Annotated in this window: 17 protein-coding genes; 11 read left to right on the forward strand and 6 right to left on the reverse strand. The window is 64.9% G+C overall.

Annotated elements, in window-relative coordinates:
- Positions 1 to 41 precede the first annotated feature (41 nt).
- The 3 genes from FRC98_RS14860 to FRC98_RS14870 all read right to left on the reverse strand — a co-directional run bounded on the left by FRC98_RS14860 (position 42) and on the right by FRC98_RS14870 (position 3122).
- Positions 42 to 2225 carry a hypothetical protein gene (locus FRC98_RS14860; protein WP_146982226.1) on the reverse strand — a complete coding sequence of 728 codons (2184 nt, stop codon included), beginning with the start codon at positions 2223 to 2225 and terminating at the stop codon, positions 42 to 44.
- Positions 2226 to 2502: 277 nt separating this feature from the next.
- The gene (locus FRC98_RS14865; protein WP_146982227.1) at positions 2503 to 2709 is read right to left on the reverse strand and encodes a Flp family type IVb pilin; all 207 of its coding nucleotides are present in this window, start codon (positions 2707 to 2709) and stop codon (positions 2503 to 2505) included.
- Positions 2710 to 2915: 206 nt separating this feature from the next.
- The gene (locus FRC98_RS14870; RefSeq protein ID WP_115604949.1) at positions 2916 to 3122 is read right to left on the reverse strand and encodes a hypothetical protein; all 207 of its coding nucleotides are present in this window, start codon (positions 3120 to 3122) and stop codon (positions 2916 to 2918) included.
- Positions 3123 to 3467: 345 nt separating this feature from the next.
- Here FRC98_RS14870 and mfd point away from each other — a divergent pair, with 345 nt between their 5' ends.
- From mfd to pssA, 7 genes are all read left to right on the forward strand, one after another.
- Positions 3468 to 7085 carry a transcription-repair coupling factor gene (gene mfd, locus FRC98_RS14875; RefSeq protein ID WP_146982228.1) on the forward strand — a complete coding sequence of 1206 codons (3618 nt, stop codon included), beginning with the start codon at positions 3468 to 3470 and terminating at the stop codon, positions 7083 to 7085.
- Positions 7086 to 7094: 9 nt separating this feature from the next.
- Positions 7095 to 8096, forward strand: coding sequence for a peptidylprolyl isomerase (locus FRC98_RS14880; protein ID WP_146982229.1), 1002 nt, complete (start codon positions 7095 to 7097; stop codon positions 8094 to 8096).
- 53 nt (positions 8097 to 8149) lie between these two features.
- Entirely contained in the window at positions 8150 to 9142 is a 993-nt protein-coding gene (locus FRC98_RS14885) for a peptidylprolyl isomerase (protein ID WP_146982230.1), read from the forward strand.
- Positions 9129 to 10130 carry a 4-hydroxythreonine-4-phosphate dehydrogenase PdxA gene (gene pdxA, locus FRC98_RS14890; RefSeq protein ID WP_230467646.1) on the forward strand — a complete coding sequence of 334 codons (1002 nt, stop codon included), beginning with the start codon at positions 9129 to 9131 and terminating at the stop codon, positions 10128 to 10130. The genes FRC98_RS14885 and pdxA overlap by 14 nt, the downstream gene beginning before the upstream one ends.
- Positions 10127 to 10930 carry a crotonase/enoyl-CoA hydratase family protein gene (locus FRC98_RS14895; protein WP_146982232.1) on the forward strand — a complete coding sequence of 268 codons (804 nt, stop codon included), beginning with the start codon at positions 10127 to 10129 and terminating at the stop codon, positions 10928 to 10930. The genes pdxA and FRC98_RS14895 overlap by 4 nt, the downstream gene beginning before the upstream one ends.
- 104 nt (positions 10931 to 11034) lie before the next feature.
- The gene (locus tag FRC98_RS14900; protein ID WP_146982233.1) at positions 11035 to 12528 is read left to right on the forward strand and encodes a hypothetical protein; all 1494 of its coding nucleotides are present in this window, start codon (positions 11035 to 11037) and stop codon (positions 12526 to 12528) included.
- Positions 12525 to 13184, forward strand: coding sequence for a CDP-diacylglycerol--serine O-phosphatidyltransferase (pssA, locus tag FRC98_RS14905; RefSeq protein WP_146982234.1), 660 nt, complete (start codon positions 12525 to 12527; stop codon positions 13182 to 13184). The genes FRC98_RS14900 and pssA overlap by 4 nt, the downstream gene beginning before the upstream one ends.
- Before the next feature lie 87 nt (positions 13185 to 13271).
- Here pssA and FRC98_RS22060 read toward each other — a convergent pair whose 3' ends face one another.
- Complete coding sequence (locus FRC98_RS22060) at positions 13272 to 13400, reverse strand: hypothetical protein (RefSeq protein ID WP_283809656.1); 129 nt, start codon at positions 13398 to 13400, stop codon at positions 13272 to 13274.
- A gap of 268 nt (positions 13401 to 13668) precedes the next feature.
- On the opposite strand from FRC98_RS22060, the gene FRC98_RS14910 reads away from it, so the two are divergent.
- The 3 genes from FRC98_RS14910 to FRC98_RS14920 all read left to right on the forward strand — a co-directional run bounded on the left by FRC98_RS14910 (position 13669) and on the right by FRC98_RS14920 (position 20130).
- A complete protein-coding gene (locus FRC98_RS14910; protein WP_146982235.1) occupies positions 13669 to 14700 on the forward strand; it encodes a M42 family metallopeptidase in 1032 nt (343 codons plus the stop codon).
- An 8-nt stretch (positions 14701 to 14708) separates the two neighbouring features.
- A complete protein-coding gene (locus FRC98_RS14915) occupies positions 14709 to 15872 on the forward strand; it encodes a pyridoxal phosphate-dependent aminotransferase (protein WP_146982236.1) in 1164 nt (387 codons plus the stop codon).
- A 787-nt stretch (positions 15873 to 16659) separates the two neighbouring features.
- Positions 16660 to 20130: a pyruvate carboxylase gene (locus tag FRC98_RS14920; protein ID WP_146982237.1), complete on the forward strand. Its 3471-nt coding sequence runs from the start codon at positions 16660 to 16662 to the stop codon at positions 20128 to 20130.
- A gap of 75 nt (positions 20131 to 20205) precedes the next feature.
- Here FRC98_RS14920 and FRC98_RS14925 read toward each other — a convergent pair whose 3' ends face one another.
- Positions 20206 to 21294 (reverse strand): hypothetical protein, encoded by a 1089-nt coding sequence (locus FRC98_RS14925; protein ID WP_146982238.1) that lies wholly within the window; start codon positions 21292 to 21294, stop codon positions 20206 to 20208.
- 202 nt (positions 21295 to 21496) lie between these two features.
- Here FRC98_RS14925 and FRC98_RS14930 point away from each other — a divergent pair, with 202 nt between their 5' ends.
- Positions 21497 to 22000 (forward strand): hypothetical protein, encoded by a 504-nt coding sequence (locus FRC98_RS14930; RefSeq protein WP_146982239.1) that lies wholly within the window; start codon positions 21497 to 21499, stop codon positions 21998 to 22000.
- A gap of 24 nt (positions 22001 to 22024) precedes the next feature.
- On the opposite strand, the gene FRC98_RS14935 is transcribed toward FRC98_RS14930, so the two are convergent.
- Positions 22025 to 22675, reverse strand: coding sequence for a hypothetical protein (locus tag FRC98_RS14935; protein WP_146982240.1), 651 nt, complete (start codon positions 22673 to 22675; stop codon positions 22025 to 22027).
- Between the last annotated feature and the right edge of the window lie 29 nt (positions 22676 to 22704).

A 22704-nucleotide genomic window follows, 5' to 3' on the forward strand; every position in this document is an offset into this window, starting at 1 on the left:
ATGGTCACTGCTGACACCGCCACCGGGGGCTTTTAGGGAGATCAGAAGATCCAAAGACCGTTGACCGCCGCGTGGTTATCCGTCCAGGTGACCCCCGGTCCGGTAAAGGGCTGCCAGCGGGGATCGAGGGCTTCAAGTGCTTCTGTTTTCTTTGCGTCGCGGGTGAGCACGCCCCAGGTGGAGGCGACGCGCCCCTCGGCGATCTCCTGATCGCTTAAATGAACATCGTCGACAACCCGCAGCTCCAGATTATGGGCGTCGGCCAGCCCGCGCAGCACCGGGATAAGATCGAAGTAACGGTTGGAGATATGGACCGCGATCATCCCATCCTCGCCAATGCGCGAGAGGTAGAGCTCAAAGGCCTCCACGGTCAGCAGGTGAATGGGGATAGCGTCGGAGCTGAACGCATCGATGATGAGCATCCCGTAAGGGTTGCCGGCGTCGCGTTGCTGGAGCTGAATGCGAGCATCACCGGCGACATAGCTCAGCTCGGCGGATGGCGAGCGGGCGACGTTGCCAAAGCCTTTCGCCGCCTCGATCACGACCGGGTCGAGCTCATAGAAGGTCAGCGAGTCTTCGGGCTCGGCGTAGCAGGCGTGCGAGCCCAGCCCCAGCCCGATCACCGCCAGGCGGCGAGGGGTGACGTGGCTGCGGTAGATCTCAAAGAGGCTGCCCATCGGTCCGCGCAGATCGTAATAGTTCTGGGGAGTGCAGCCTTCATCTTCGATCAGGGCGTGGCCGTGGAAGGTTCCGCCGTGGATCATGCGGTACTCCGTATCGGACTTCAGGATCTCGACGACGCCGTAGAAGGTGCGCTTCTTGAAGACCGTGTCGTATTCCACGCTGACCAGTGAGGCGGCCACGAAGATGCCCAGAAGTCCAAGTCCGAAGCGGGCCGGCCGCTCCACCTGGCTGTAGGCGATGACCGCCGGGACGGCCAGGAGCACGAAGCTAAAGACATCGGCGTGGGCGATCTCACTGCGCTTGAGCAGCCACACGCTCCCCAGCATCAGCGCGGTGGCCACAAAGGGCGCGGCGCGCTTCCAGGGGCGGTCCGGATCGGCCAGGTCGGCTGCTGACTGCGGTCGCAGCGCGCAGGCCAGAATCAACACCAGGGGGTACTCCCAGATGTTGGTAAAGAGCAGCGGGGCGAGCAGGGTATTGAAGACCCCGCCGAGCAGACCGCCGATGGACATGTAGAGGTAAAAGCCGGTCAGGTATCTGGCCGAGGGGCGGCTGGCCGCCAGACGTCCGTGCAGCACCAGGGTGACCAGGGCAAAGAAGACCACGTGCAGCGGCAGGAGCAGCCAGGCGGGGTTGGTCGCCCCCATCATCCAACCGATCAAAAGCGCCGTTCCCAACAAGCTCATCACTCGCCCCAGCAGCGGCAGGTTGAGCTTGATGGAGGAGAAGACCACGATGAACGAGGCGATGAAGATCGCCAGCGGGATCACCCAGAGCAGCGGAAAGGCGGCCACGTCGGTGGTGATGTAGGTGGTCACGCCGAGCATCAGGCTCGACGGAACAAAGGCATAGAGGATCCACAGGCCTTTCTGACGCGAGGTGGGCGCGGGGGCGTCCAGCTCGGCGTCGGCGGGGAGCGCCGATGGTGATTTGCCCCGGTAGTCCGGCGAGGCCTTCAGGGTCATGATCCCGCAGATGGCGAGCAGGATGGCCAGCATCACAAAGGCTGCGCTCCACCCAAAGGCCTGCTCGCGCACGCCGAAGAGGGGCTCAACAATGAAGGGGAAGGCCAGCAGTGCCAGCAGGCTGCCGGCGTTACTGGCCGCGTAGAGGAAGTAGGGGTCGTGGGCGCGGGGGTGATCCTGGCGCGCAAACCAGGCCTGCAAGAGTGGCGAGGAGGTGGAGAGCGCCATAAAGGGAAGCCCCACCCCCAGCCCCAGCGCGGCTACAAGCCAGAGCACGGGTTGATGCACCAGCCACTCGCTGGAGAAGTCCATGCGGTTCATGCTCAGCGGCAGGGCGACCACCGCCGCGCCGAGCAGCCCCAGCTGCAGCAAAAGCTGCGGGAGCGCGCGCAGCCGGGAGATGCCGTGGGCCCACAGATAACCCAGGAGCAGCACCGCCTGAAAAAACATCATGCAGGTGTTCCACACCCCGGGGGTGCCGCCGAGAAAGGGCAGCAGCATCTTGCCGGCCATCGGCTGGACCCCGAAGAGCAAGAGCGCGCTCAAAAATATCGTCAGCGTGAACACGACGACCATAACAACCTCATGCGGGAGCGGCGCCCGGCGGGGCGGCCGTTGAAGCGGGGGGGGACTTGCACACGAGCCTGGCCGGTGAGCGTCGGGCAAAACCAGCGGGGCTCGAAGTCTGAGACCTTAACACGCCATAAAGGGGCGATGAAGCGCCCGGACCACCGGCCGGGCCGTGCACATCCACCCGTCGGCGCAACGCTAAAACGACGAGAGCCCGCCACTGGTAGATGGCGGGCTCTCTGCCCGAAGCACCGAAGTGCTTCAGGTCGCGATCAGGCGTCGATCAGCCGGTCGGGCGGCTGGAGAAGTCGACGTTGGTCTGCACGTCGGTGTTCGCTTCCTGGAACTTCTTAGCGACCGTGCCACCGAAGGCCTTCACGATCATGATCACGAAGCAGGCGATGAGCACGAGCAGGATGATGTACTCGGTGGCGGTGGCGCCGTCTTCGTCGTTGTGCAGCGAGATGAACAGGTTCTTGACGTTTTCCATCGGGGGTGCCTCCCAGGGATTTGGCCTGCTTATCGACAGGCCGGTTTGTGAAGATTCACTCGACGCGCTGTTTGGGCGCTTCGGGTGAATATTACAGCAACGAGTGTGCCAGGTGTTGAAAAAAAGTGAAACAAGGTGATTCGGTGCAACTTTGAGCCCGAAGTGTGCCAAGCTGGCACGATCCTCGGGATCGAGTCCCCACGACCTCAGACCGCAGGGTGGGCCAGCCACCACACGAGGAAGTCGCGGTAGGCTTTGACGTAGACCGCCGTCGAGATCAACGCGATGGTCGCGCCAATCGAGATCAGCGAGAAGATGATCAGGTACTCGGTGTACGCCACGCCGCTCTCTTCGTGATGAAGACGCGCCAGGGCATCAACCAGCCTACCTTTGATGTGAGTCATCGCGTTCATGGGATCCTCAAGTCGGTGATCCGGTCAGTGCATCGCACCCTCAAAGCCCACCTGCCGGCAGCTTTTTGCGATGGTGCGGAGTGCGGGGACGTTCAAGACGTTACGTATGTGGCGAGCCCGGGTCAAGCTGGCCTGCGATTGAGGCCGGAGATCGAAGACAGAGCGCGGACTGCCACACTGCCCCTGATGAAGGTGCAAGGAGTGGGCCAGAGTGAGGCCGGGGCGAAATCTCATCGCCGGTCGGCCTGTTTGACAGCAGCGAGGCGCGCAGACTACACCCGCCGGGCTTCATGCGCCGGTAAAGGGTGAGCTGCGTGTGATGATCGATACAAAGCGAGGGTGAAGGTGTCCGACGAGTTTGCAGTGGCGATAGAAGAGGGGCAGCAGGAGGAGGCGCGGCCGCAGCGCGAGGAGCGCTACCCGGTGGATCGACTCTCGGAGCTGGTGGGTGCAAACCATCCGGTGGAGGTGCAGGCGGGCGCCGGCGCCCTGATGTCGGCGGTGCTCTCTCACCTCTCTTTTAAGGTGGGGCGACCGGTGGTGGTGCTCACCGCCGAGGAGAACCAGGCCGAGCGCCTGGCCACCGATCTTCGCCTCTTCTGCGGGGCCGGCGATGATGTTGGCCAGGTGGAGGGGCTCTCACCGGAGGATGATCGCTTTGATGAGGCGGTAGTCCATTTCCCCTCCTATGATGTGGGGCCTTTTTACCAGGCCACGGCCGACCGGCGCGTCACGATGGCGCGCCTGGCGGCGCTGCACGCGCTTCGAGGACAGAAGCCCCCGCGCTACACCGTGGCGTCGGTGGGCGCGGCGATGCGGCGCACCCTCGCGCCAGCGACCTTCTCGCAGCACACCCACCGCCTCACCATCGAAGATGCGCTGGATAACGAGCGGCTGCGCGAGGTGATGGCGCACCTGGGCTACTCGGAGGTTCCGGTGGTCGAGGACGCGGGCACCTTCGCGGTGCGCGGCGACATCGTCGACATCTTCTCCCCGCACGAAGAGCACCCGGTGCGCGTGGAGCGCTGGGGCGATGAGATCGCCGAGATCCGCCAGTTCCATAAAGAGACCCAGCGCAGCCTGGAGGAGCGCGGCCACTGCGACATCTTCCCGGTGCGCGAGGCCATCCTCGATAAAGAGGGGGTGGGCCGCGCGATCGCGAAGTTGCGCGCGCTCAGCGCCGAGATGGGGAGGCCGTCGAGCGATCTTCGCGATCTCATCGCCGATCTTCAGGCCGGGCTGCATGTGGTTGGCATGGAGGCTTTGCTGCCGGCGCTGTATGAGGAGATGGGCGATCTTCTCGACTACCTGCCCGCCGAAGCCGTGGTCGTGGTGCTGGAGCCCTCGGCCTTTATGGCGAAGGCGCGCACGCTCTGGGAGAAGCGCCTTGGCGAGTTTGAGGCCTCCCGCGCCGAAGAGGATTACGTCTTTGAGGTCGGGGCTTACTACCGCCGCCCCGATGCCCTTGGCCAGTGGCTGGGGGGGCGCAAGCCGGTGGAGTGGCGGCGCGTAGCGATGATCGAAGATGTGCAGGAGCGGGGCTGGCCTGTGCCCGAAGAGCACCTGGAGTTTCGGGTGCGCGAGAACAACGACATCATCGCGCTGCGCAAGCACTTCCAGGGCGTGGAGCAGACGGTCAAGGCGCTCAGCGAGAAGCTCAACGGGTGGAAGGAGCGCTACGGGCGCATCTGTTTTGCGTGCCGCACCGGCGCCCAGGCCGAGCGTCTGGTGGAGCTTTTAAATAGCTACGGCCAGGACGCGATGGTGCTCAGCGCGCCCATCGACATCAGCGAGCCGGTGCCGCCTCCGGCCGATGTGCTTGAGGTTTATGCTGGCGAGCTCAGCGCGGGCTTTCGCTCGGAGCTGCTGGGCGTGGCGCTCGTGTCGGGGGTGGAGCTCTTCGGCCAACGCGTGGTCACCCACCAGCAAAAGTCGATCACCGAACACGCTGCCATCACCCACTTCAAAGATCTCAACGACGGCGACCTGGTGGTGCACGTCGACTTCGGGATCGGCCGCTACCGGGGCATCGCCCACCTGGATGTGGAGGGGATCGGCAACGATTTTCTGCACATCGAGTACGCCGGCGGCGACAAGCTCTACCTGCCGGTCTACCGCCTGGGGCGCGTGCAGAAGTACATCGGCGGTGGCGACAACATCGCGCTCGATAAGCTCGGGGGCACCCGCTGGGATCGCACCAAAGAGAAGGTCAAAGAGAACATCCGCGAGCTGGCCGGCGATCTTCTGGCGCTTTACGCCAAACGCGAGCTGACCAAAGGCATCAAGTTCAGCCCGCCCGACGCCTTTTATGAGGAGTTCGAGCAGGCCTTTCCCTTCGATGAGACCCCCGACCAGGCCCGCGCCATCCACGAGGTGCTCAGCGACATGTCGAAGTCGCGGCCGATGGACCGGCTCATCTGCGGCGACGTGGGCTTTGGTAAGACCGAGGTGGGCATCCGCGCGGCGATGAAGGCGGTGATGGACGGCAAGCAGGTCGCCGTGCTCGTGCCCACCACGCTCTTGAGCGAGCAGCATGCGATCTCGTTTGAGAAGCGCGTCAAGGCGTTCGGGGCGCGGGTGGCGGCCATCAACCGCTTCCGATCCTCCAAAGAGATCAAAGAGATCCTGGCCGATACCGCCTCCGGCAAGATCGACGTGCTCATCGGCACCCACCGCATCCTCTCCAAAGATGTGGAGTTTAAGGAGCTGGGGCTTCTGGTCGTCGATGAGGAGCAGCGCTTTGGCGTGGCGCATAAAGAGAAGATCAAGAAGATGCGCGCCAACATCGACGTGCTCACGCTCTCGGCCACGCCGATCCCGCGCACCTTGCAGATGAGCATGCTGGGGATTCGCGACCTCTCGATCATCGCCACCCCGCCGCATAACCGCCTCTCGGTGCGCACGCACGTGGCCAAGTTCAGCGACTCGGTGGTGCGCGAGGCGATCATGCGCGAGCTGGGCCGCGGCGGGCAGGTCTTCTTTGTGCATAACCGCGTTCAGACGATCGAGGAGATGGCGCGCCATCTGCGCGAGATTGTGCCGGAGGCGCGCATCGGCATCGGCCACGGTCAGATGGCCGAGGGTAAGCTCGAAGAGGTGATGTACGCCTACATTCGCGGCGAGATTAACGTGCTCTTGTGTACGAGCATCGTGGAGAGCGGGCTGGATATCCCCAACGCCAACACAATCATCGTCAACCGCGCCGACATGTTCGGGCTCTCCCAGCTCTATCAGCTGCGGGGGCGCGTGGGTCGTGGAAGCCAGCGCGCGTACGCCTACCTGCTGGTGCCGGCGAGGCGTACGCTGCCCGATGATGCGCAGAAACGCCTGGAGGTCATTCAGACCTACACCGACCTTGGCAGCGGGTTCCACGTGGCGAGCTACGACCTGGAGATCCGCGGGGCGGGCAACCTGCTCTCCGACGATCAGTCCGGGCATGTGGTGGCCGTCGGCCTGGACCTCTACACCGAGCTTCTGGAGGAGGCCATCGCCGACATCCGCGGCCAGGAGCTCGAAGATGAGCTCGAACCGGAGGTCAACATCCCGGTCGAGGCCTACATCCCCGACACCTACATCCCGGCCACAAGCCTGCGCCTGATGTTCTACAAGCGCTTCTCGCTGGCGCGCTCGGGCGATGAGCTGGCGATGATCTTTGAGGAGCTCGTCGATCGTTTTGGCGAGCCGCCGAGCTCGGTACGAAACCTGCGCGATCTCATCAGCGTGAAGATCGATCTTCGCCGTCTGGGCGCCGCGCGTCTCGACGCCGGGATGAGCGCCATTGCCATGGAGCTCGACCCGCGCACGCCGCTGAATCCGGCGGCGGTCCTCGATCTTGTGAACGCAAGTGGCGGGCGCTGGCGCCTGACCGCCGAGATGAAACTAATCTACAAGCTCAAGGTCGATGAGTCTGCCCAGCTGATGCGCACCGCGCGCAGCGTTCTCAATCAACTGCTGGCGTTGTAGGGTGTGCCCATGAAGATGATGAACGCGAAGAAAACGATGGTGGGGATGATGGTTGGCGGGGCGCTTCTCGTGGCGTGTGCGCCTCAAAAGCCTTCGGCCGAAGGCGATGCGCCGCGCCAGGAGCGCGCTGAAGACGGCGCCCCGGGCCAGGATCAGGTGGTCGCCCGGGTCAACGGTGAGGCCATCACCCGCGCGGAGTTTGAGCGGCGCATCGAGAGCCTGGCTCCCCACGCCCGCGCTCGGCTGCAGTCGCCGGAGCAGCGCGAAGACTTTTTGAAGAGCGTGGTGCAGTTCGAGGTGATGGCCGACGCCGCCGAAGAGGCCGGCCTCGGAGAGAGCCCGCAGGTGCGCCACGCCATGCGTGAGGTGATGGTGCGCCTGATGCTCGCTGAACAGCTGCGTGAGGAGGGCGGGGCGGCCGTTGGTGACGAGGAGCTGCAGGCCTATTACGACGCGCACCGCGCCGACTTTGCGCGGCCCGCGCGCCGCATGGTCTACGAGCTTGTGGCCCAGACCCGCGAGGAGGCTGAGCGCCTGCGCCGCCGCTTTGTCGAAGAGGCCTACCCCACCACGCAAGAGGCGCTCAACGCCTTTGCGGAGCTCGCCGGGCAGTACTCCTTCGATCGCAAAACGGGCGACCGCAGCGGGGCGCGCGGCTGGGTGGAGGCTGGCCAGCCGGTGGCCGGCGCCGAGACGATGTTTGAGACACCGGTCGGCCAGGCCTCAACGCCCTATGAAGATGAGCGAGGCTGGGTGGTGGCGTTTGTGGCCGAGGAAGAACCCGCTCGCCAGCCCGCGTTGAGCGAGGTGGAGCGCGAGCTGCGCACCCGCGTGCTCGAAGAGAAAAGACGCCGACTTCGCACCGAGCTTGTGGAGCGCTTGATGGCCGAGGCCACCATCGAGATCGATGAAGATGTACTCGCTACTGTCACCCCCCCCCAGCCCGAGCTCCCCACTCGCCTGCGCGACCTTCCGCGCCTTCCGGTGCGCGACCAGGGCGCGGGCGACTGAGCCGTCCGCGCGCCATGATTGACGTTTAAAGATACCCATTGAGAGCATGCGTTATGAGTCGATTCACCCTGCTGCGAACCTTTCTGCTGGCTGTGCTGGCCTTTGCCGGCGCCGGCGTCATCAGCGCGGCTGTGCCCGTGACGGCCCAGGCCGCGATCATCGATCGGGTGGTGGCCCAGGTGAACGATGAGATCGTCACGCTCTATGAGCTCGAAAAAGAGGCGCGCACCTACCTCGTGCAGCAGGGGCGCAGCGCGCGGGTGCTCGACAACCCGGAGCGCCGCGAGGAGGTGCTGCAGGAGGTGCTCGACGATCTGGTGAATCGCCTGTTGATCAACCAGGCCGCCGCCGAGGTCGGGGAGTCGATCAGCGATGAGGAGGTCAACGACTGGATGCGGACTCTGCGCCAGCAGCAGGGGCTCGACGAGCAGCAGTTCATGCAGATGGTGGCCCAGTACGGCATCGACTTTGAGACCTACAAAGAGGTCGTGCGCGACAACCTTTTGCGCATGCGCATGGTCAGCTTAAGCGGTCGCAGCGCCACGGTGGCAGACTCCGAGATCGACTCGATCTACCGCCGTCGTCACGGGTCCTCGGGCAAAGAGCGCTTCATTCGCGTGCGCCACATCCTCGTAGAAGTCGACGGGGAGGGTGAGACCGCCGAGGAAGCCGCGCGTCAGCGCGCCTCCGAGCTCCGGGCGATGGTCGAGCAGGGCGCCGACTTCGCGGAGGTTGCCCGCCAGCACAGCGAAGGCCCGGGCAAAGATCAGGGCGGGATGCTCGGTGAGTTTCGCCGCGGCCAGCTCGAATCCACCTTTGAACAGGCCGCGTTCTCCATGGAGCCCGGCCAGCTCTCGGAGCCTGTGCGCACGCCTTTCGGTTACCACATCATTGAAGTGGTCGAGAGTGAGGAGCGCGTCGCCCGGGCCGCCGCCGAGCAGCGCGCCCGCATCCGCGCCGAGCTTCAGGAGCAGGAGATGAACCGCCAGATCGAAGCCTACCTTCAGACCCTTCGCGCCAAAGCCTATGTCGATGTCCGCTACTGATAGCCCCGCAACACCTGTGCGCCTGGCGCTGACCATGGGGGACGCCGCCGGCATCGGGCCGGAGGTGATCGTCAAGACCCTGGCGCACCTCGACGCCACGCAAAGCCCCATTGAGGCGGTGGTCTACGGCAGCAACGAGGTGATGCGCCAGGAGGCCCGGGCGCTCGGGTACACCGGGGCGATCGAGGTGGTGGAGGTGGGGCCGGAGCTCGATTTTTCAAAACGCCCGGTGGGAAGGCTCGACCGACGCGCGGCGCTGGTGCAGTGGCGCGCGCTGCAGCGTGCGATGGAAGACGTCGACCAGGGCCGGGCCGACGCGATTGTGACCGCCCCCTGGAACAAAGCCCTCTTCGAGCTGGCCGAGATGCCCGTGGTCGGCCATACCGAGGTCTTGCAGGCCCATTATGGTCAGGATCGGGTGGTGATGATGCTCGGTGGAGAGCGCCTCAAGGTGGCGCTGGTGACCACGCACGTGGCGCTCTCGGAGGTCAGCCAGCGCCTCAGCGCTCCCCTGCTTCGGGAGATCTGCGCGGTGACGCTGGCCGGGCTCAAGGAGCGTTTTGGCGTGGCGCGGCCGCGCCTGGCGGTGTGTGGTTTAAACCCCCACGCCGGCGAACGCGGCCATATGGGCGATGAGGAACTCCTGTGGATCGACCAGGCCGTCGCCGATCTGGACCGGGAGTTCTCCGACGCCGAGATCAGCGGTCCCTGGCCTGCGGACACCCTCTTTGCGAAGTTCCGCGGCGAGGGAATGCCTTATGATGCCGTGATCTGCATGTACCATGATCAGGGGCTTATCCCCTTGAAATTGCTGCACTTTGGGGAGTCCGCGAACATCACCCTGGGGCTTCCCATCATCCGAACTTCCGTGGATCACGGCACCGCCTACGACATCGCCGGGAAGGGGGTGGCCGACGCCGGATCGATGATCTACGCCACCGAGTTGGCTGCAAAGATGGTGGCTCGCGTCCGCGGAGGGGTTTTTTGAGCTCCTCCTCTTCGGGCGCCGAGCCCTCTCCAGCACCGACAGTTCGCGTCGAGCAGCGCGGCCCGGTCTGGGTGGTGACCATCGACCGCCCCGCCAGCCGAAACGCCGTCGACCGCCCCACCGCCGCGCAGCTGGTGGAGGCCTTTGAGACCTTCGAGCGCCGCGATGATCTGCACGTGGCCGTGCTCACCGGCGCCGGCGACACGTTTTGCGCCGGCGCCGACTTAAAAGCCTTTGCCGAAGGCCGGGGAAACCGCCTTGAGCCCGATGGACCCGGGCCGATGGGCCCTACCCGCATGATGCTCTCAAAACCCGTGATCGCCGCTGTGGAAGGGTATGCTGTGGCCGGTGGGCTGGAGCTTGCCATCTGGTGCGACCTTCGGGTGGCCGCCCGCACTGCCATCTTCGGGGTGTTTTGCCGGCGCTTTGGCGTGCCGCTCATCGACGGCGGTACCCTGCGCCTGCCGCGGCTTATCGGGCAGAGTCGGGCGATGGAGATGATCCTCACAGGTCGGCCCCTCGACGCCGGGGAGGCCCATCACTGGGGCCTGGTCAACCGCCTCACCGCCCCCGGTGAGGCGCTCGCTGAGGCGGTGCGTTGGGCGGAGCAGATCGCCGCCTTTCCCCAGACCTGCCTGCGCTCCGACCGCCGCTCCATGCTCGAGCAATGGGGTCTGGATGAGCCCCGGGCCCTGGCCCGGGAGTTTGAGCTCGGCCAGCCCGCGATTAGATCTGAAGCAGAGCGGGGCGCGGCCCGCTTCGCCCGTGGCGAGGGGCGTCGGGGAAGTTTCGAGGACTGAGCGCGGTTGGTTCAGCGGCCAACCTCGCGGCGATCGCCGGGCAGGTTCCACCGGCCTTTTGTCCCCTTCTTGAAGCATGTTGATTTACCCAGAGGCAAAGACGTATGGCGCAGCAAGCGAGCGCATTTGAGTTGGAAGACCGCATCCGCGGCGCGTTGAAAAAACGCGGCGGTGTGGCCACCGTCGGCGATGTCGCCGCCGAGACCGGCCTCCCTTATGAGGAGACCGAGATCGCCATGCGCAAGATGCTCGAGCTCTACCAGAGCCATCTCGACGTCGATGACGATGGCAACCTCCTCTACCGCTTCGACCCGGGGATGAAGGCCCGCGGCTACCAGAAGGGGCGGCGCTGGTACGATTTTAAGAAGAAGGCCTGGGCGGCGTTCACCTGGATCTTCAAGGTCTCGATCATGGTGGTGCTCATAGGCTACACGGCCACCTTCATCCTGCTCCTGCTGGCGCTGGCCATCGCTGGTATCGCCGCGGCGACCTCGCAGGATAACGACGATTTGGGCGATGTCTTTTTGCTGCCGGTGTACCTGATCGCGCGCATCCTGGAGACGGTCTTCTGGATCAGCTGGTTCAGCGACTTCGGGGGAGGGCGGCGGCGCCGAAGGCGCCCGCGGCGCAAGGTGGAGCGCCCCAAAGTCCCGCTCTACAAGCGCATCTTCCAGTTTGTTTTTGGACCCGAGCTCACCCGCGACGAGCTCGCCGCGGAGCGCGCCTTTGCGCGCTTTGTGCGCGCACGCCAGGGGCGCATCACCGCCGCCGACTGGGCCTCCCGCACCGGCCTTAGCCTGGAAGAAGCCGACCAGGCCCTGACCGCCGCCACCGTGCGTTTTCGCGGAGACATCGACGTAGCCGCCGACGGCACACTGATCTACCGTTTTGACGATCTGCGCGTGACCAGCGAGGCCGGCGCCGACGATCGCCTGCAGCCGCCCAAACCCATCTGGACGCGCAAGGTCACCGTGCCGCCGCTCACCGGCAACAAGGGCTCGACCAACACCTGGATCGCGATCTTCAACACCTTCAACCTGATCATGGGCGCCTTTATCCTGGGCGGTGTCACCGGGTTGAGCACCGGGGTGTCGGTGGTGCTGGGGGTGATCCCGGTGCTCTTCAGCCTGATGTTTTTTGCGATCCCCCTGGGCCGCCGCTTCGCCCGCGGGGGCAAGCTGCGCCGAGCGAAGCGGGAGAATGAGCGCCGCGAGCTCATCGAGGCCGTCTATCTCTCGGCGGCCACCGACGGGGTCGCCAGGCCGGTCGACGCCAAAATCTTTGAGACGCACCCCCGCGGCGACGAGATCTTTGCGGACTTCGATGGCGAGATCCGCGTCGAAGACGACGGCCGCACCCTCTACCTCTTCCCCGAGGTCGCCCGGCAGCTGGGGGCGGCCGAGAGCGCGCGTCAGCGCGCGGCCGACCAGGTCGTCTTCGGCCAGACGATCTTCTCCAGCGATGAAGAGACCCTGAGCATGGCCGACGCCGAGATGCTGGAGTTCGACCGTAAGCTGGCTCGCGAGCTCGGCGGCGCCTCGATGGTGGAGTTTGAGTGGGAGTCGATGGAAGAGAGCGCGACCGTAGGAGCCTCATGAGCTCGACAGATGAATGGAACGAGCCGGCGCAACCTGTGCGCCGCAAACGCTTTGAGATGCTGCGCTCCTTCGCGCTGGCCGACATCATCACTATGGCCAACGCCGCCTGCGGGGTGGCCGCGATCTTCTGCTGTCTGAACTACATGGACGAGAAGATCGACCTCTATGTCTGGTGGGCGTTCGGGCTTCTGCCCCTGGCGCTGGTCTTCGATCTCTTCGACGGGGCGGTCGCTCGCTGGCGCCGCAAACACTCCGCGCTGGGCGCCGACCTCGATTCCCTGGCCGACATCGTCTCCTTCGGCGTCGCGCCCGCCGTGCTCGCCTACACCTTAGGCATGCGCGGGGGCTGGGACGCGGTCGTGCTGATCTTTTTCGTGGTCTGCGGCATCGCGCGTCTGGCCCGCTACAACGTGACCGCCGCCGAGCTCAGCGAGGGCTCGGGCAAAGTCCCCTACTACGAGGGCACGCCCATTCCCACGAGCCTTGTGCTGGTGCTGGTGATGGCGGTGGCCTTTGACCGCGGCGCCTACGGCGCCGCTCTCTGGGGGGGCGACCTGCAGCTTCTCGGCTGGGGCTTTCACCCCCTGGTGCTTCTCTTCGGCCTGAGCGGCAGCGCCATGATCAGCACGCATCTGCGCATCAAAAAGATCGGCTGAAGGTCGCTCGCCAACCTCCGCAGCAGACACAAAAAAAACGCCGAGACGATCGCATCGTCTCGGCGTTTTTTTTCGACATCTGTCGGCTTAGAGGTGGGCCATGTACTTGCTGATCAGAATGATCGCGGCCACACCAAAGCAGATGCCCACGGTGACCACCGGAACCCAGGGTGCCTGGTGGATGGGGCCATCATGTTCGTCGTGATTTTCAGCCATGTTGTGCTCCTTTAACGCGCGATGCCCTTATGGGGCGATTGAGTTGATGCGGCTCAGGCGGCGGCATCTTTGCCAGAGGCACAGGGATTGTAAAGGAAAATCCGGCCGCGGGCCTGCGGCAGATCAGCGCGCTTCAGGCGTGGGCGAGCCGGCCGGCGCCTTGTACCGGCCGGGCGCTGGTAGTACAAGGCGACCTCCCGCCGGTGCGCTCCCCTCTGGCGCGCGCTCTGACTCCTTTTCTGTATCGCTGTGCGAAGTGAGGCTGTAGATGGATCTTCTCAAAGTACTCTCCGAGATGCCCGGTGCCCCGGGTCGTGAAGAGCTGGTGCGCGAGTTTATCGAGTCCAAGGTCAAAGGCCTGGCCGATGAGATCACCACCGACGCGATGGGCAACCTGATCTGCCGCAAGAAGCCGGCCGAGGGTGCCACCGACGTCCAGAAGGTGATGATCGCCTGCCATATGGACGAGATCGCCTTCTACGTGCGCCTGATCGACGACAAGGGCTTCATTCGCCTGCACAACGCCGGCGGCTTTGATAACCGCAACCTCTTCGCGCGCCGCGTGCGCATCCAGACCCGCGACGGCGAGGTCATCGAAGGCGTGATGAACCCCGGTGGACGCCCGATTCATATCGCCGCGCCCGAAGATCGCACCAAGATCCCCAAGATGGCCGAGTTCTTTGTGGACACCGGCCTCGATAAAGACACCGTCACCGCCAAAATCCGCCCGGGCGACCCGGTGACGCTGGTGCAGGAGTTCAGCGAGCTCGGTGAGATGGTCACCGGCAAATGCCTCGACAACCGCGTGGCCTGCTGGGTAGGCGTGCGCCTGCTTGAGCGTCTGCAGGCCAGCGAGAACTACGACATCTACGTGGTCTTCACCGTGCAGGAAGAGGTCGGGCTTCGCGGCGCGATCACCAGCGGCTACGCCATCGAGCCGGACATCTCCATCGCCATCGACACCACCCTGGCCGTCGACACCCCCGGGGTCCCGGGCGAAGAGCAGATCACGGAGCTGGGCAAGGGCGTGGCCATCAAGATCCTCGACGGCTACACCATCAGCAACAAAGAGCTCGTCGACACCTTCGTCGATCTGGCTGAGTCCGAAGGCATCACCCACCAGTACGAAGTTCTGCCGATGGGCGGCACCGACGCCGGCGCCATGCAACGCGCCCGCGCCGGCAGCCGCGCCATCACCTTGAGCGTGCCCACCCGCTACATTCACACCGTCACCGAGATGGTCCACAAGGGCGACCTCCGCGCCACCCTGGACCTTCTGGCGGCCTACCTCAGCAAGTGAGTCTGTCGATGAGTACTCAGGATTTTCGCAGCGAACGCATTGGCTTTTTGCAGCAGTCCGAGATCCGGGCGATGACCCGCGAATGCAACCGCCTCGGCGGCATCAACCTGGGCCAGGGCGTCTGCCCCTTGCCCTCGCCGCCCGAGCTTTTAGAGGCCGCGGCCCAGGCGGTGCGCGAAGACCTGAGCACCTACAGCCGCTTCGACGGCGTGGACGAGCTGCGCCACGCCGTCGCCAGAAAACTCAAGCGCTACAACAAGATCGACGTCGACCCGGAGACCGAGCTCGTCACCACCATCGGCTCGGCCGGCGCGTTTATCTGCGCGCTGCAGGGGCTCTTTAACCCGGGCGATGAGATCATCGTCTTTGAACCCTTTTACGGCTACCACGTCAACGCCATCCGCGTGGCCGGCTGCGTGCCGAAAGTCATCACGATGAAGGCGCCGGACTGGTCCTTCGATCCGGAAGATCTGGAGCGCCTGCGCACCGACCGCACCCGCGCCGTGCTCGTCAACACCCCCGGAAACCCCAGCGGCAAAGTCTTCAGCCGGGACGAACTCGGGGTCATCGCCGATTTTTGCAAAACCCACGATCTGCTCGGCATCACCGACGAGATCTACGAGTACCTCGTCTACGACGGCCAGGAGCACGTCAGCCTGGCCACGCTCCCGGGAATGTTCGAGCGTACGATCACCATGTCGGGGTTTTCCAAAACCTTCGCCATCACCGGCTGGCGCCTGGGCTACGTGGCCGCGCCCGCGCACCTGGCCGGCCCGATGGGCCTTGTGAACGATCTTTTCTACATCTGCGCCCCCACGCCCCTGCAACACGGCCTGGCCCGCGCCCTGGAAGTCATCGGCGACGATTACTTCGACGACATCCGCAAAAAGTACAAAGCCAACCGCGATCTCTTCTGCGACGCGCTCGTCCAGGCCGGGCTGACCCCCCACGTCCCCGAGGGCTCCTACTACATCCTCACCGACGTGAGCCGCTTCCGTCTCAACGACGCCCGCGCCTCGGCGATGCATATCCTCGAAAAGGCCGGCGTCGCCTCGGTCGCCGGCTCCGCCTTCTTCGCCACCGACGGCGGCCGCAACCTCGTACGTTTCTGCGTCGCCCAACCCCGCGAGGTCGTCGAACAAGCCGCCGAACGCATCCAGGTTTTTCGCTAATGGATCAGGTGGGCGCTGCCGCTCCCAGAGGTGCATAACGACGATGGCGAGCCGTTTTTTTGGTCATGGGCTGGGAGTCGGCTGCCGCGCCGATGGCTGAGTTGTCGATTTACCCGGGTAAAAGGGGAGGTAAGGAGTCTGAGTTGTCGATTTACCCGGGTAAAACGAGAGGTAAGGGGGCTGAGTAGGCGATCTGGCCAGGTAAAACGAGAGGTAAGGGGTCTGAGTTGCCGATTTACCTGAGTAAAACGCGAGGTAAGGGGTCTGAGCTGGCGATCTGGCCAGGTAAAAGGGGAGGTAAGGAGGCTGAGTTGGCGATTTACCTGAGTAGAATCGCAGCTAAGGGGTCTGAGTTGCCGATCTGTTGTGAACAGAACGCGAGCTAAGGGGTCTGAGTTGCCGATCTGTTGCGAACAGAACGCGAGCTAAGGGGTCTGAGTTGCCGTTCTGTTGTGAACAGAACGAGAGCTAAGGGGGCTGAGTAGCCGTTCTGTTGCGAACAGAACGCGAGCTAAGCAGTCCGAGTCGGCGATCGAGCGCTCAAGAACGGGAGGTAAGATACCTGGTCCATGGCCCTGATCGATCACACAGCCCTCCCTGATTAAAAGATCCTGATCAAAAAAACAGCAAAAGGCTCGCCGCCGGAGGGTTGGTGATGAGAGTTGGGGGCATGACGCGACGCGTCGGGTGGGCTATGGTCTGGGGGAGAATGACAGATGAACGGATAGGCGCGAGCGGTCGGCGTTTTTGCTGAATGAGACTCCTTTTTGAGTGAGGTTGTGCGGCTATGGCGAGAGAGATTCGTAATGTGTTGGCGGCGAACCGCGGGGAGATCGCGGTTCGAATCTTTCGGGCGTGCACGGAGCTGGGGCTCGCGACGACGGCGATCTACAGCTTTGAAGATCGGCTGGCGATCCACCGCTACAAGGCCGATCGGGCCTATCAGATTGGCGAGGAAGGAAAGCCGGTGGAGGCGTACCTGGATGGGGACGCGATCATTGAGCTGGCGCTGGCCAAGGGGGTCGACGCGATTCACCCGGGCTACGGGTTCTTGAGCGAGAACGCCGACTTTGCGCAGAAGGTGATTGAGGCGGGTTTGGTGTGGATCGGGCCGCCACCGGAGGTGATGCGGGCGCTGGGCGACAAGCTGGCCGCGCGGGAGGTGGCCAAACGCGCCGGGGTGCCGGTGGTGCCCGGGAGTGGCGGGGCGGTGCAGACCGAGGAGGAGGCGCTGCAGGCCGCGACCAGCATCGGCTATCCGCTGCTGGTGAAGGCCGCCCACGGCGGGGGCGGCCGTGGGATGCGCGTGGTCAACCAGGAGAGCGAGCTTGTGGAGGCGGTGCGCTCAGCGCGCAGCGAGTCGCAGGCGGCCTTTGGGAGCCCCTCGGTGTTTCTGGAGCGCTATGTGGTGAACCCGCGCCATATCGAGGTGCAGCTTTTAGGCGATACCCACGGCAACGTGGTGCACCTCTTTGAGCGCGACTGCTCGGTGCAGCGGCGCATGCAGAAGATCGTGGAGCTTGCGCCGGCGCCCAATCTCGCTGACGAGGTGCGCGAGAAGCTCTACGAGTACAGCCTGCGCCTGGCCGAGGAGGTGGGCTACAGCAGCGCGGGCACCGTGGAGTTTCTGGTCGAGGAGCGTGAGGGGAGCTTTGAGATCTACTTCATCGAGGTGAACACCCGCATTCAGGTTGAGCATACGGTCACCGAGATGATCACCGGCCGCGACCTGATTCAGGCGATGATTCGGGTGGCCGAGGGCGCGAAGCTCAGCGACGCGAGCATCGGCATTGAGGGGCAGGAGGCCATCAAGCGCAAAGGTCAGGCCATTCAGGCGCGGGTGACCACCGAGGATCCGGAGCGCAATTTTGCGCCGGACTCCGGGCGCATCATCACCTACCGCTCGGCGGCCGGCCACGGCATCCGCCTGGACGCCGGAGTGGGGGGCTCGGGCTCCGAGATTTTGCCCTTTTACGACTCGATGCTGGTGAAGGTCTCGGCATGGGGGCAGGACCTTGGCGAAGCGGCGAGGCGGCTGGACCGCAGTCTGGCGGAGTTTCGTATTCGCGGCGTGAAGACGAACCTCCCCTTTTTGCAGCGGGTGGTGCGCCACGAGCAGTTTTTGTCGGGCGATACCCACACACGCTTCATCGACGAGACGCCCCAGCTCTTTGTGTACCCGCCGCGTCGCGACCGGGGCACCAAGGCCCTGATGGCGCTGGGCGACATCACCGTCAACGGACCGCCCGGCAGCACCACACGCTTTGCCCGACCGCAGCCGCTGATCGTGCCGAAGGCACCGAAGATCAAAGGCAAGCCCCCCACAAGCCCCGCCTTCGCGGTCTTTGAGCAGGAGGGGGCCGAGGGGCTTTCCAAATGGATCCGCAACCAGGAGGCGCTGCTCGTCACCGATACGACCTTCCGCGATGCGCATCAGTCGCTGCTGGCGACGCGGGTGCGCACCAACGATCTGCTGGAGATCGCCCCGGCGACCGCGCACATGCTCCCCGGGCTCTTCTCGTACGAGATGTGGGGCGGGGCGACCTTTGATGTGTGCATGCGCTTCCTGCAGGAAGATCCCTGGGAGCGGCTCGCGCGCATGCGCCAGGCCATCCCCGGGGCGCTCTTTCAGATGCTGCTGCGCGGCGCCAATGCCGTGGGCTACACCAACTACCCCGACAACGTGGTGCGCGCCTTTGTGCAGGAGGCCGCCCAGGCCGGCGTGGACGTCTTCCGCGTCTTCGACGCGCTGAACTACGTCCCGAATATGGAGCTGGCGATGGAGGAGGTCGCCCGCGCCGGTAAGATCGTGGAGGCCTCGATCTGCTACACGGGAGACGTGCTCGACCCCGACGAGACCAAGTACACGCTGGACTACTACACCAACCTGGCGAAAGAGCTCGCCAGCCGCGGGGCGCATATCCTCAACATCAAGGATATGGCCGGCCTGCTCAAACCCTACTCGGCCAAAGTGCTGGTCGAAGCCCTCAAAGAGGCGGTGGATCTGCCGATTCACCTGCATACCCACGACACCTCCGGCAACGGGGTGGCGATGTACCTGATGGCCGCCCAGGCCGGCGTGGATGTAGTGGATTGCGCGCTGAGCTCGATGGCCGGGCTCACCAGCCAGCCCTCGCTCAACGCGGTGGTGAGCGCGCTGGAGGGCCAGACGCGCCAGCCCGATCTCGACAGCCAGGCCCTGGAGCGCCTCTCGGAGCATTGGGAGCTTCTGCGCGAGATCTATTATCCCTTTGAGTCGGGGCTTAAGTCTTCGACGACCGATGTCTACAACCACGAGATCCCCGGCGGGCAGTACTCCAACCTGCGTCCGCGGGCGATTCAGCTCGGCCTTGGCGAGCGCTGGACCGAGGTCAAGCAGACCTACCAGCGGGTCAACAAGGAGATGGGCAACATCGTTAAGGTCACCCCGACCAGTAAGGTGGTGGCTGACTTCTCGATGTTCCTCGTGCAGAACGACCTGAGCTTTGAGGCGATCTATGAGATGGCCGAGCGCGGTGAAGACATCGACTTCCCGCAGTCGGTCATCGACTTCTTCTACGGCAATATGGGCCAGCCCTACGGGGGCTTCCCCCGGAAGCTGCAGTCGATCGTGCTCAAGGGCCGCGAGCCGCTTACGGGGCGGGCCGGTGAGGGCATGGCGGATTATGACTGGGGCGCGAAGGAGGAGGAACTGCGGGATCTTCTGGGACGCGAGCCCACGCGCCGCGAGGCGATCAGCTACGCGCTCTACCCGAAGGTCTTTGCCGGGTTTGCGCGCACCATCCAGGAGTTTGGCGAGTACCGCATCCTGGAGACGGTGCCCTTTCTCTACGGCATGGAGGTGGGCGACGAGACGATGGTGGAGATCGAGGAGGGCAAGACCCTCGTCATCAAACTTAAAGCCATCAGCGAGGTGCGCGATGACGGCACTCGCCGCGTCTACTTCGAGCTCAACGGGCAGCCCCGCGATGTGGCGATCATCGACGCTTCGGCCGAACTCAGCTCGGGTGCGCGGCCCAAAGCCGATAAGTCGAAGCCCGGGGAGGTCGGGGCGCCGATGCAGGGCAAGGTGCTTACGATCGCGGTGGCGGTGGGTGATGCGGTCAGCCGCGGTGATACGCTGCTCTCCACCGAGGCGATGAAGATGGAGACCAACATCACCAGCCCGGTCGACGGCACGATCAAGGCGATCGAGGTGAGTGAGGGGGATTCGGTGGGCGCCGGCGACCGCGTGGTGCTGATTGAGCCGAAGAGCTAACGCAAAAAACCTCGCCAGCGCATCGAGGCGCTGGCGAGGTTTGGGGACGCGGGGTGTTGACGTCAGGAAGGGGGTTCAGGCGCGGCTGGCGTCCAGGCATTGCTGGAAGTCACGCGAGAAGGAGGTCGCCTCGCTGCACGCCCGGATGACCGGGGCGGGGCGGTGGCGGAATCCCGCGGCAGCCGAGACGCAGCCGCGGAAGTCGCTGGAGAAGGAGGTCGCCTCGCCACAGGCCCGAATCGCTGGGGCCGGCGGGGTGCGGAAGGCCGAGGCGGTGTTCATGCAGTGCTCAAAATCACCCGAGAAGGTCGTGGCGTCACCGCAGGCGCGGATGGTCGCGACGGCATCGGCTGCGGGGAGGCGAGTGGCGCTCTCGATGCAGTGGGTGACCTGACCGGGGAAGGGGCTCTGGTCGCCGCAGGCCTCAACGATCTGGGCGCGGGAGGCACCGGGGCGCGGGTGGTGCGGATGTCCGGCGTGCGGAGGCGGTCCGGGACGATGGGGGCGACCGGCGTGCGGGGGACGGCGATGGTCGCGGTCGCGGCGGCGGTCGTAGCGATCATCGCGGTCGTCGTGGTCATCGCGGTCACGGCCATAGCGGTCGTCGCGGTCGTGGCGGCGGCCATAGCGGTCCCGGTCGTAGCGATCGTCGCGGTCACGGTCGTAGCGATCATCGCGGTCACGGTCGTCGTGGTCGGGGTAGCCCGGGGAGCGGCGCAACTCGACGATGGGCAAACGCAGGGTCTGGGCGGGTCGGCGTCTCTCAAGGCGCATGGTGGTGATGGTGTTGGGGCCCTGGGTGCCGACCAGCCGGAGCTCGGCGTGGGAGGCCGCGGCGCGGCTGCCCAGGCGCATGGTCGCCTGACCGCGGGGGGCGTCGATACGCAGCGCCTGCACGAACTCGAAGTCACGGGAGGAGCCGTCGGGAAGGTAGACGTTGAGACGAGGTTGAATGCGGGCCTGCTGCAGCGCGCCCCAGTCGCGGGCATCGACCTGGTAGGTGATGATGAGCTGGCCCCGGTCACGCTCCACGCTCAGGGTGTTGAGCTGAACATCGTAGCCGCGGTTCTGGGCCGAGGCGTTGAGCGAGAAGAGCAGCGTGGCACACATCATCAACACAGCGATCATGGTCGGGGCGAAGGGGCTCGGGGGCAGGCGCTTCATGGTCGACTCCGGGAGGTTCGTCGCGCCGCGGGCCGCCCTGACGGCCCGCGACGCTGGAGGAGAGATGCAGCGGTCGGGGCGATGTTGCTTAAGTTTCCCGGCCGCACTGTTGAGACGCCTCGCCACCCGGGGTATTCATCACGAAGACGAAGTTCACCGGCCAACACCGATTTCCACACAACAATGCGATGAGGAGCATACGATGAGCGACGATCGCCGCCAGAGCCGCGGCAGCACATACACCCGAGAGCAGCGCGGACCGCGCCGCAGCCAGCGCGACGAGAAGGATTCAGCCTCGTACAAGGCCGATCTGGAGAAGTTCTTTACCGCCGGCGGCAAGACCCCCGAGCGCTTTGAGAAGCTGGCAAAAGGTCTTGCGCCCAAAGAGGGCAGCGCTGAAGCCGAGTACCTGGAGGCGGTCGATACGCTGCGCAAGACCGAGGGCCTCTCGGAGCTGGTCAAAGCGATCAACGACTTTGTAGCCGCCGGCCACCCCTGGCCCGATGATGAGGAGGTGCTGATCAAGGCGCTCGATCATCCGCGCGAACGCACGCTGCACGCGGTGCTCGATCATCTGCTCGACTTGCAGGCGCGCAAAGGGATCAAACGTGGGGTTGCAATAGAGGCCCGGCTCGGGACGCTCAAAGTCGTCTCCGATGATCCGGGCCTTCTGAAAAAAGTCGACGCGCTGGAGGCGCTGCTTTAACGCGCTGACGCGACGCCTTGAGCCTCAGGGCGCGTTGTCCTGGTTGGAGGTCGGCTCCAGGTCGAAGACCTGGTCGAAGCAGGCGACGATGTCGGCGCAGACGCCGTCTTCGATGCGCTCGGCGCAGGCGTCGCTGTACTCCCAGAAGATGTCGCTGCGGGTGCGGGCCATCTGGTAGCAGGCCTGGCGAAGCGGCTCGGTGGACTCGCCGGGGCGGCACTCGCCACGGGCTGCCAGAAAGTCGTCGCAGCGGGCCTGACGATCTTCGGGGAGGTCCAGGCGCACGTAGCAGAGCTGATGCGCTTCGGCCTCGCGGGTCTCTTCGCAGGTGAGCTCGTCGACGATGCAGCGACCGAACTGCTCGACGGCGTCGAGGCTCCACTGACGGATGGTGTTCTCGCAGCGCACGCGGCAGTCGGAGGCGGCCGACTCACAGGTGTCGAGCTTCTCGCACATGGTGCGGCAGTCGTAACCTTCGACGCCCAGGGGGTTGCGGCAGACCGACTCGTCGCAGACCAGCGGCGCGCGGCAGTCGTCATCGAACCCGTTGCAGAACTCACCCTCATTGCCCTGCTTGATGCTGTCGGAGGCGCGGCAGGCCCCGAGCATGGAGCTCAGAAGCAATAGAGCAACGAGGGCGATCGGAGCGATGAGGCGGTTGGAGAGCTTGAGCATAACGCTGAATTCCCTGGGCATTCGCGCGC

It is taken from the genome of Lujinxingia vulgaris (assembly GCF_007997015.1).
In the GTDB taxonomy this organism is placed as follows: Bacteria; Myxococcota_A; Bradymonadia; order Bradymonadales; family Bradymonadaceae; genus Lujinxingia; species Lujinxingia vulgaris.

Coding starts and splice junctions, on each gene's coding strand:
- FRC98_RS14860 (WP_146982226.1), bottom strand. CDS start 2,225: ATGGTCGTCGTGTTCACGCTGACGATATTTTTGAGCGCGCTCTTGCTC.
- FRC98_RS14865 (WP_146982227.1), bottom strand. CDS start 2,709: ATGGAAAACGTCAAGAACCTGTTCATCTCGCTGCACAACGACGAAGAC.
- FRC98_RS14870 (WP_115604949.1), bottom strand. CDS start 3,122: ATGAACGCGATGACTCACATCAAAGGTAGGCTGGTTGATGCCCTGGCG.
- FRC98_RS14880 (WP_146982229.1), top strand. CDS start 7,095: ATGAAGATGATGAACGCGAAGAAAACGATGGTGGGGATGATGGTTGGC.
- FRC98_RS14885 (WP_146982230.1), top strand. CDS start 8,150: ATGAGTCGATTCACCCTGCTGCGAACCTTTCTGCTGGCTGTGCTGGCC.
- pdxA (WP_230467646.1), top strand. CDS start 9,129: ATGTCCGCTACTGATAGCCCCGCAACACCTGTGCGCCTGGCGCTGACC.
- FRC98_RS14900 (WP_146982233.1), top strand. CDS start 11,035: ATGGCGCAGCAAGCGAGCGCATTTGAGTTGGAAGACCGCATCCGCGGC.
- pssA (WP_146982234.1), top strand. CDS start 12,525: ATGAGCTCGACAGATGAATGGAACGAGCCGGCGCAACCTGTGCGCCGC.
- FRC98_RS22060 (WP_283809656.1), bottom strand. CDS start 13,400: ATGGCTGAAAATCACGACGAACATGATGGCCCCATCCACCAGGCACCC.
- FRC98_RS14910 (WP_146982235.1), top strand. CDS start 13,669: ATGGATCTTCTCAAAGTACTCTCCGAGATGCCCGGTGCCCCGGGTCGT.
- FRC98_RS14915 (WP_146982236.1), top strand. CDS start 14,709: ATGAGTACTCAGGATTTTCGCAGCGAACGCATTGGCTTTTTGCAGCAG.
- FRC98_RS14920 (WP_146982237.1), top strand. CDS start 16,660: ATGGCGAGAGAGATTCGTAATGTGTTGGCGGCGAACCGCGGGGAGATC.
- FRC98_RS14925 (WP_146982238.1), bottom strand. CDS start 21,294: ATGAAGCGCCTGCCCCCGAGCCCCTTCGCCCCGACCATGATCGCTGTG.
- FRC98_RS14930 (WP_146982239.1), top strand. CDS start 21,497: ATGAGCGACGATCGCCGCCAGAGCCGCGGCAGCACATACACCCGAGAG.
- FRC98_RS14935 (WP_146982240.1), bottom strand. CDS start 22,675: ATGCTCAAGCTCTCCAACCGCCTCATCGCTCCGATCGCCCTCGTTGCT.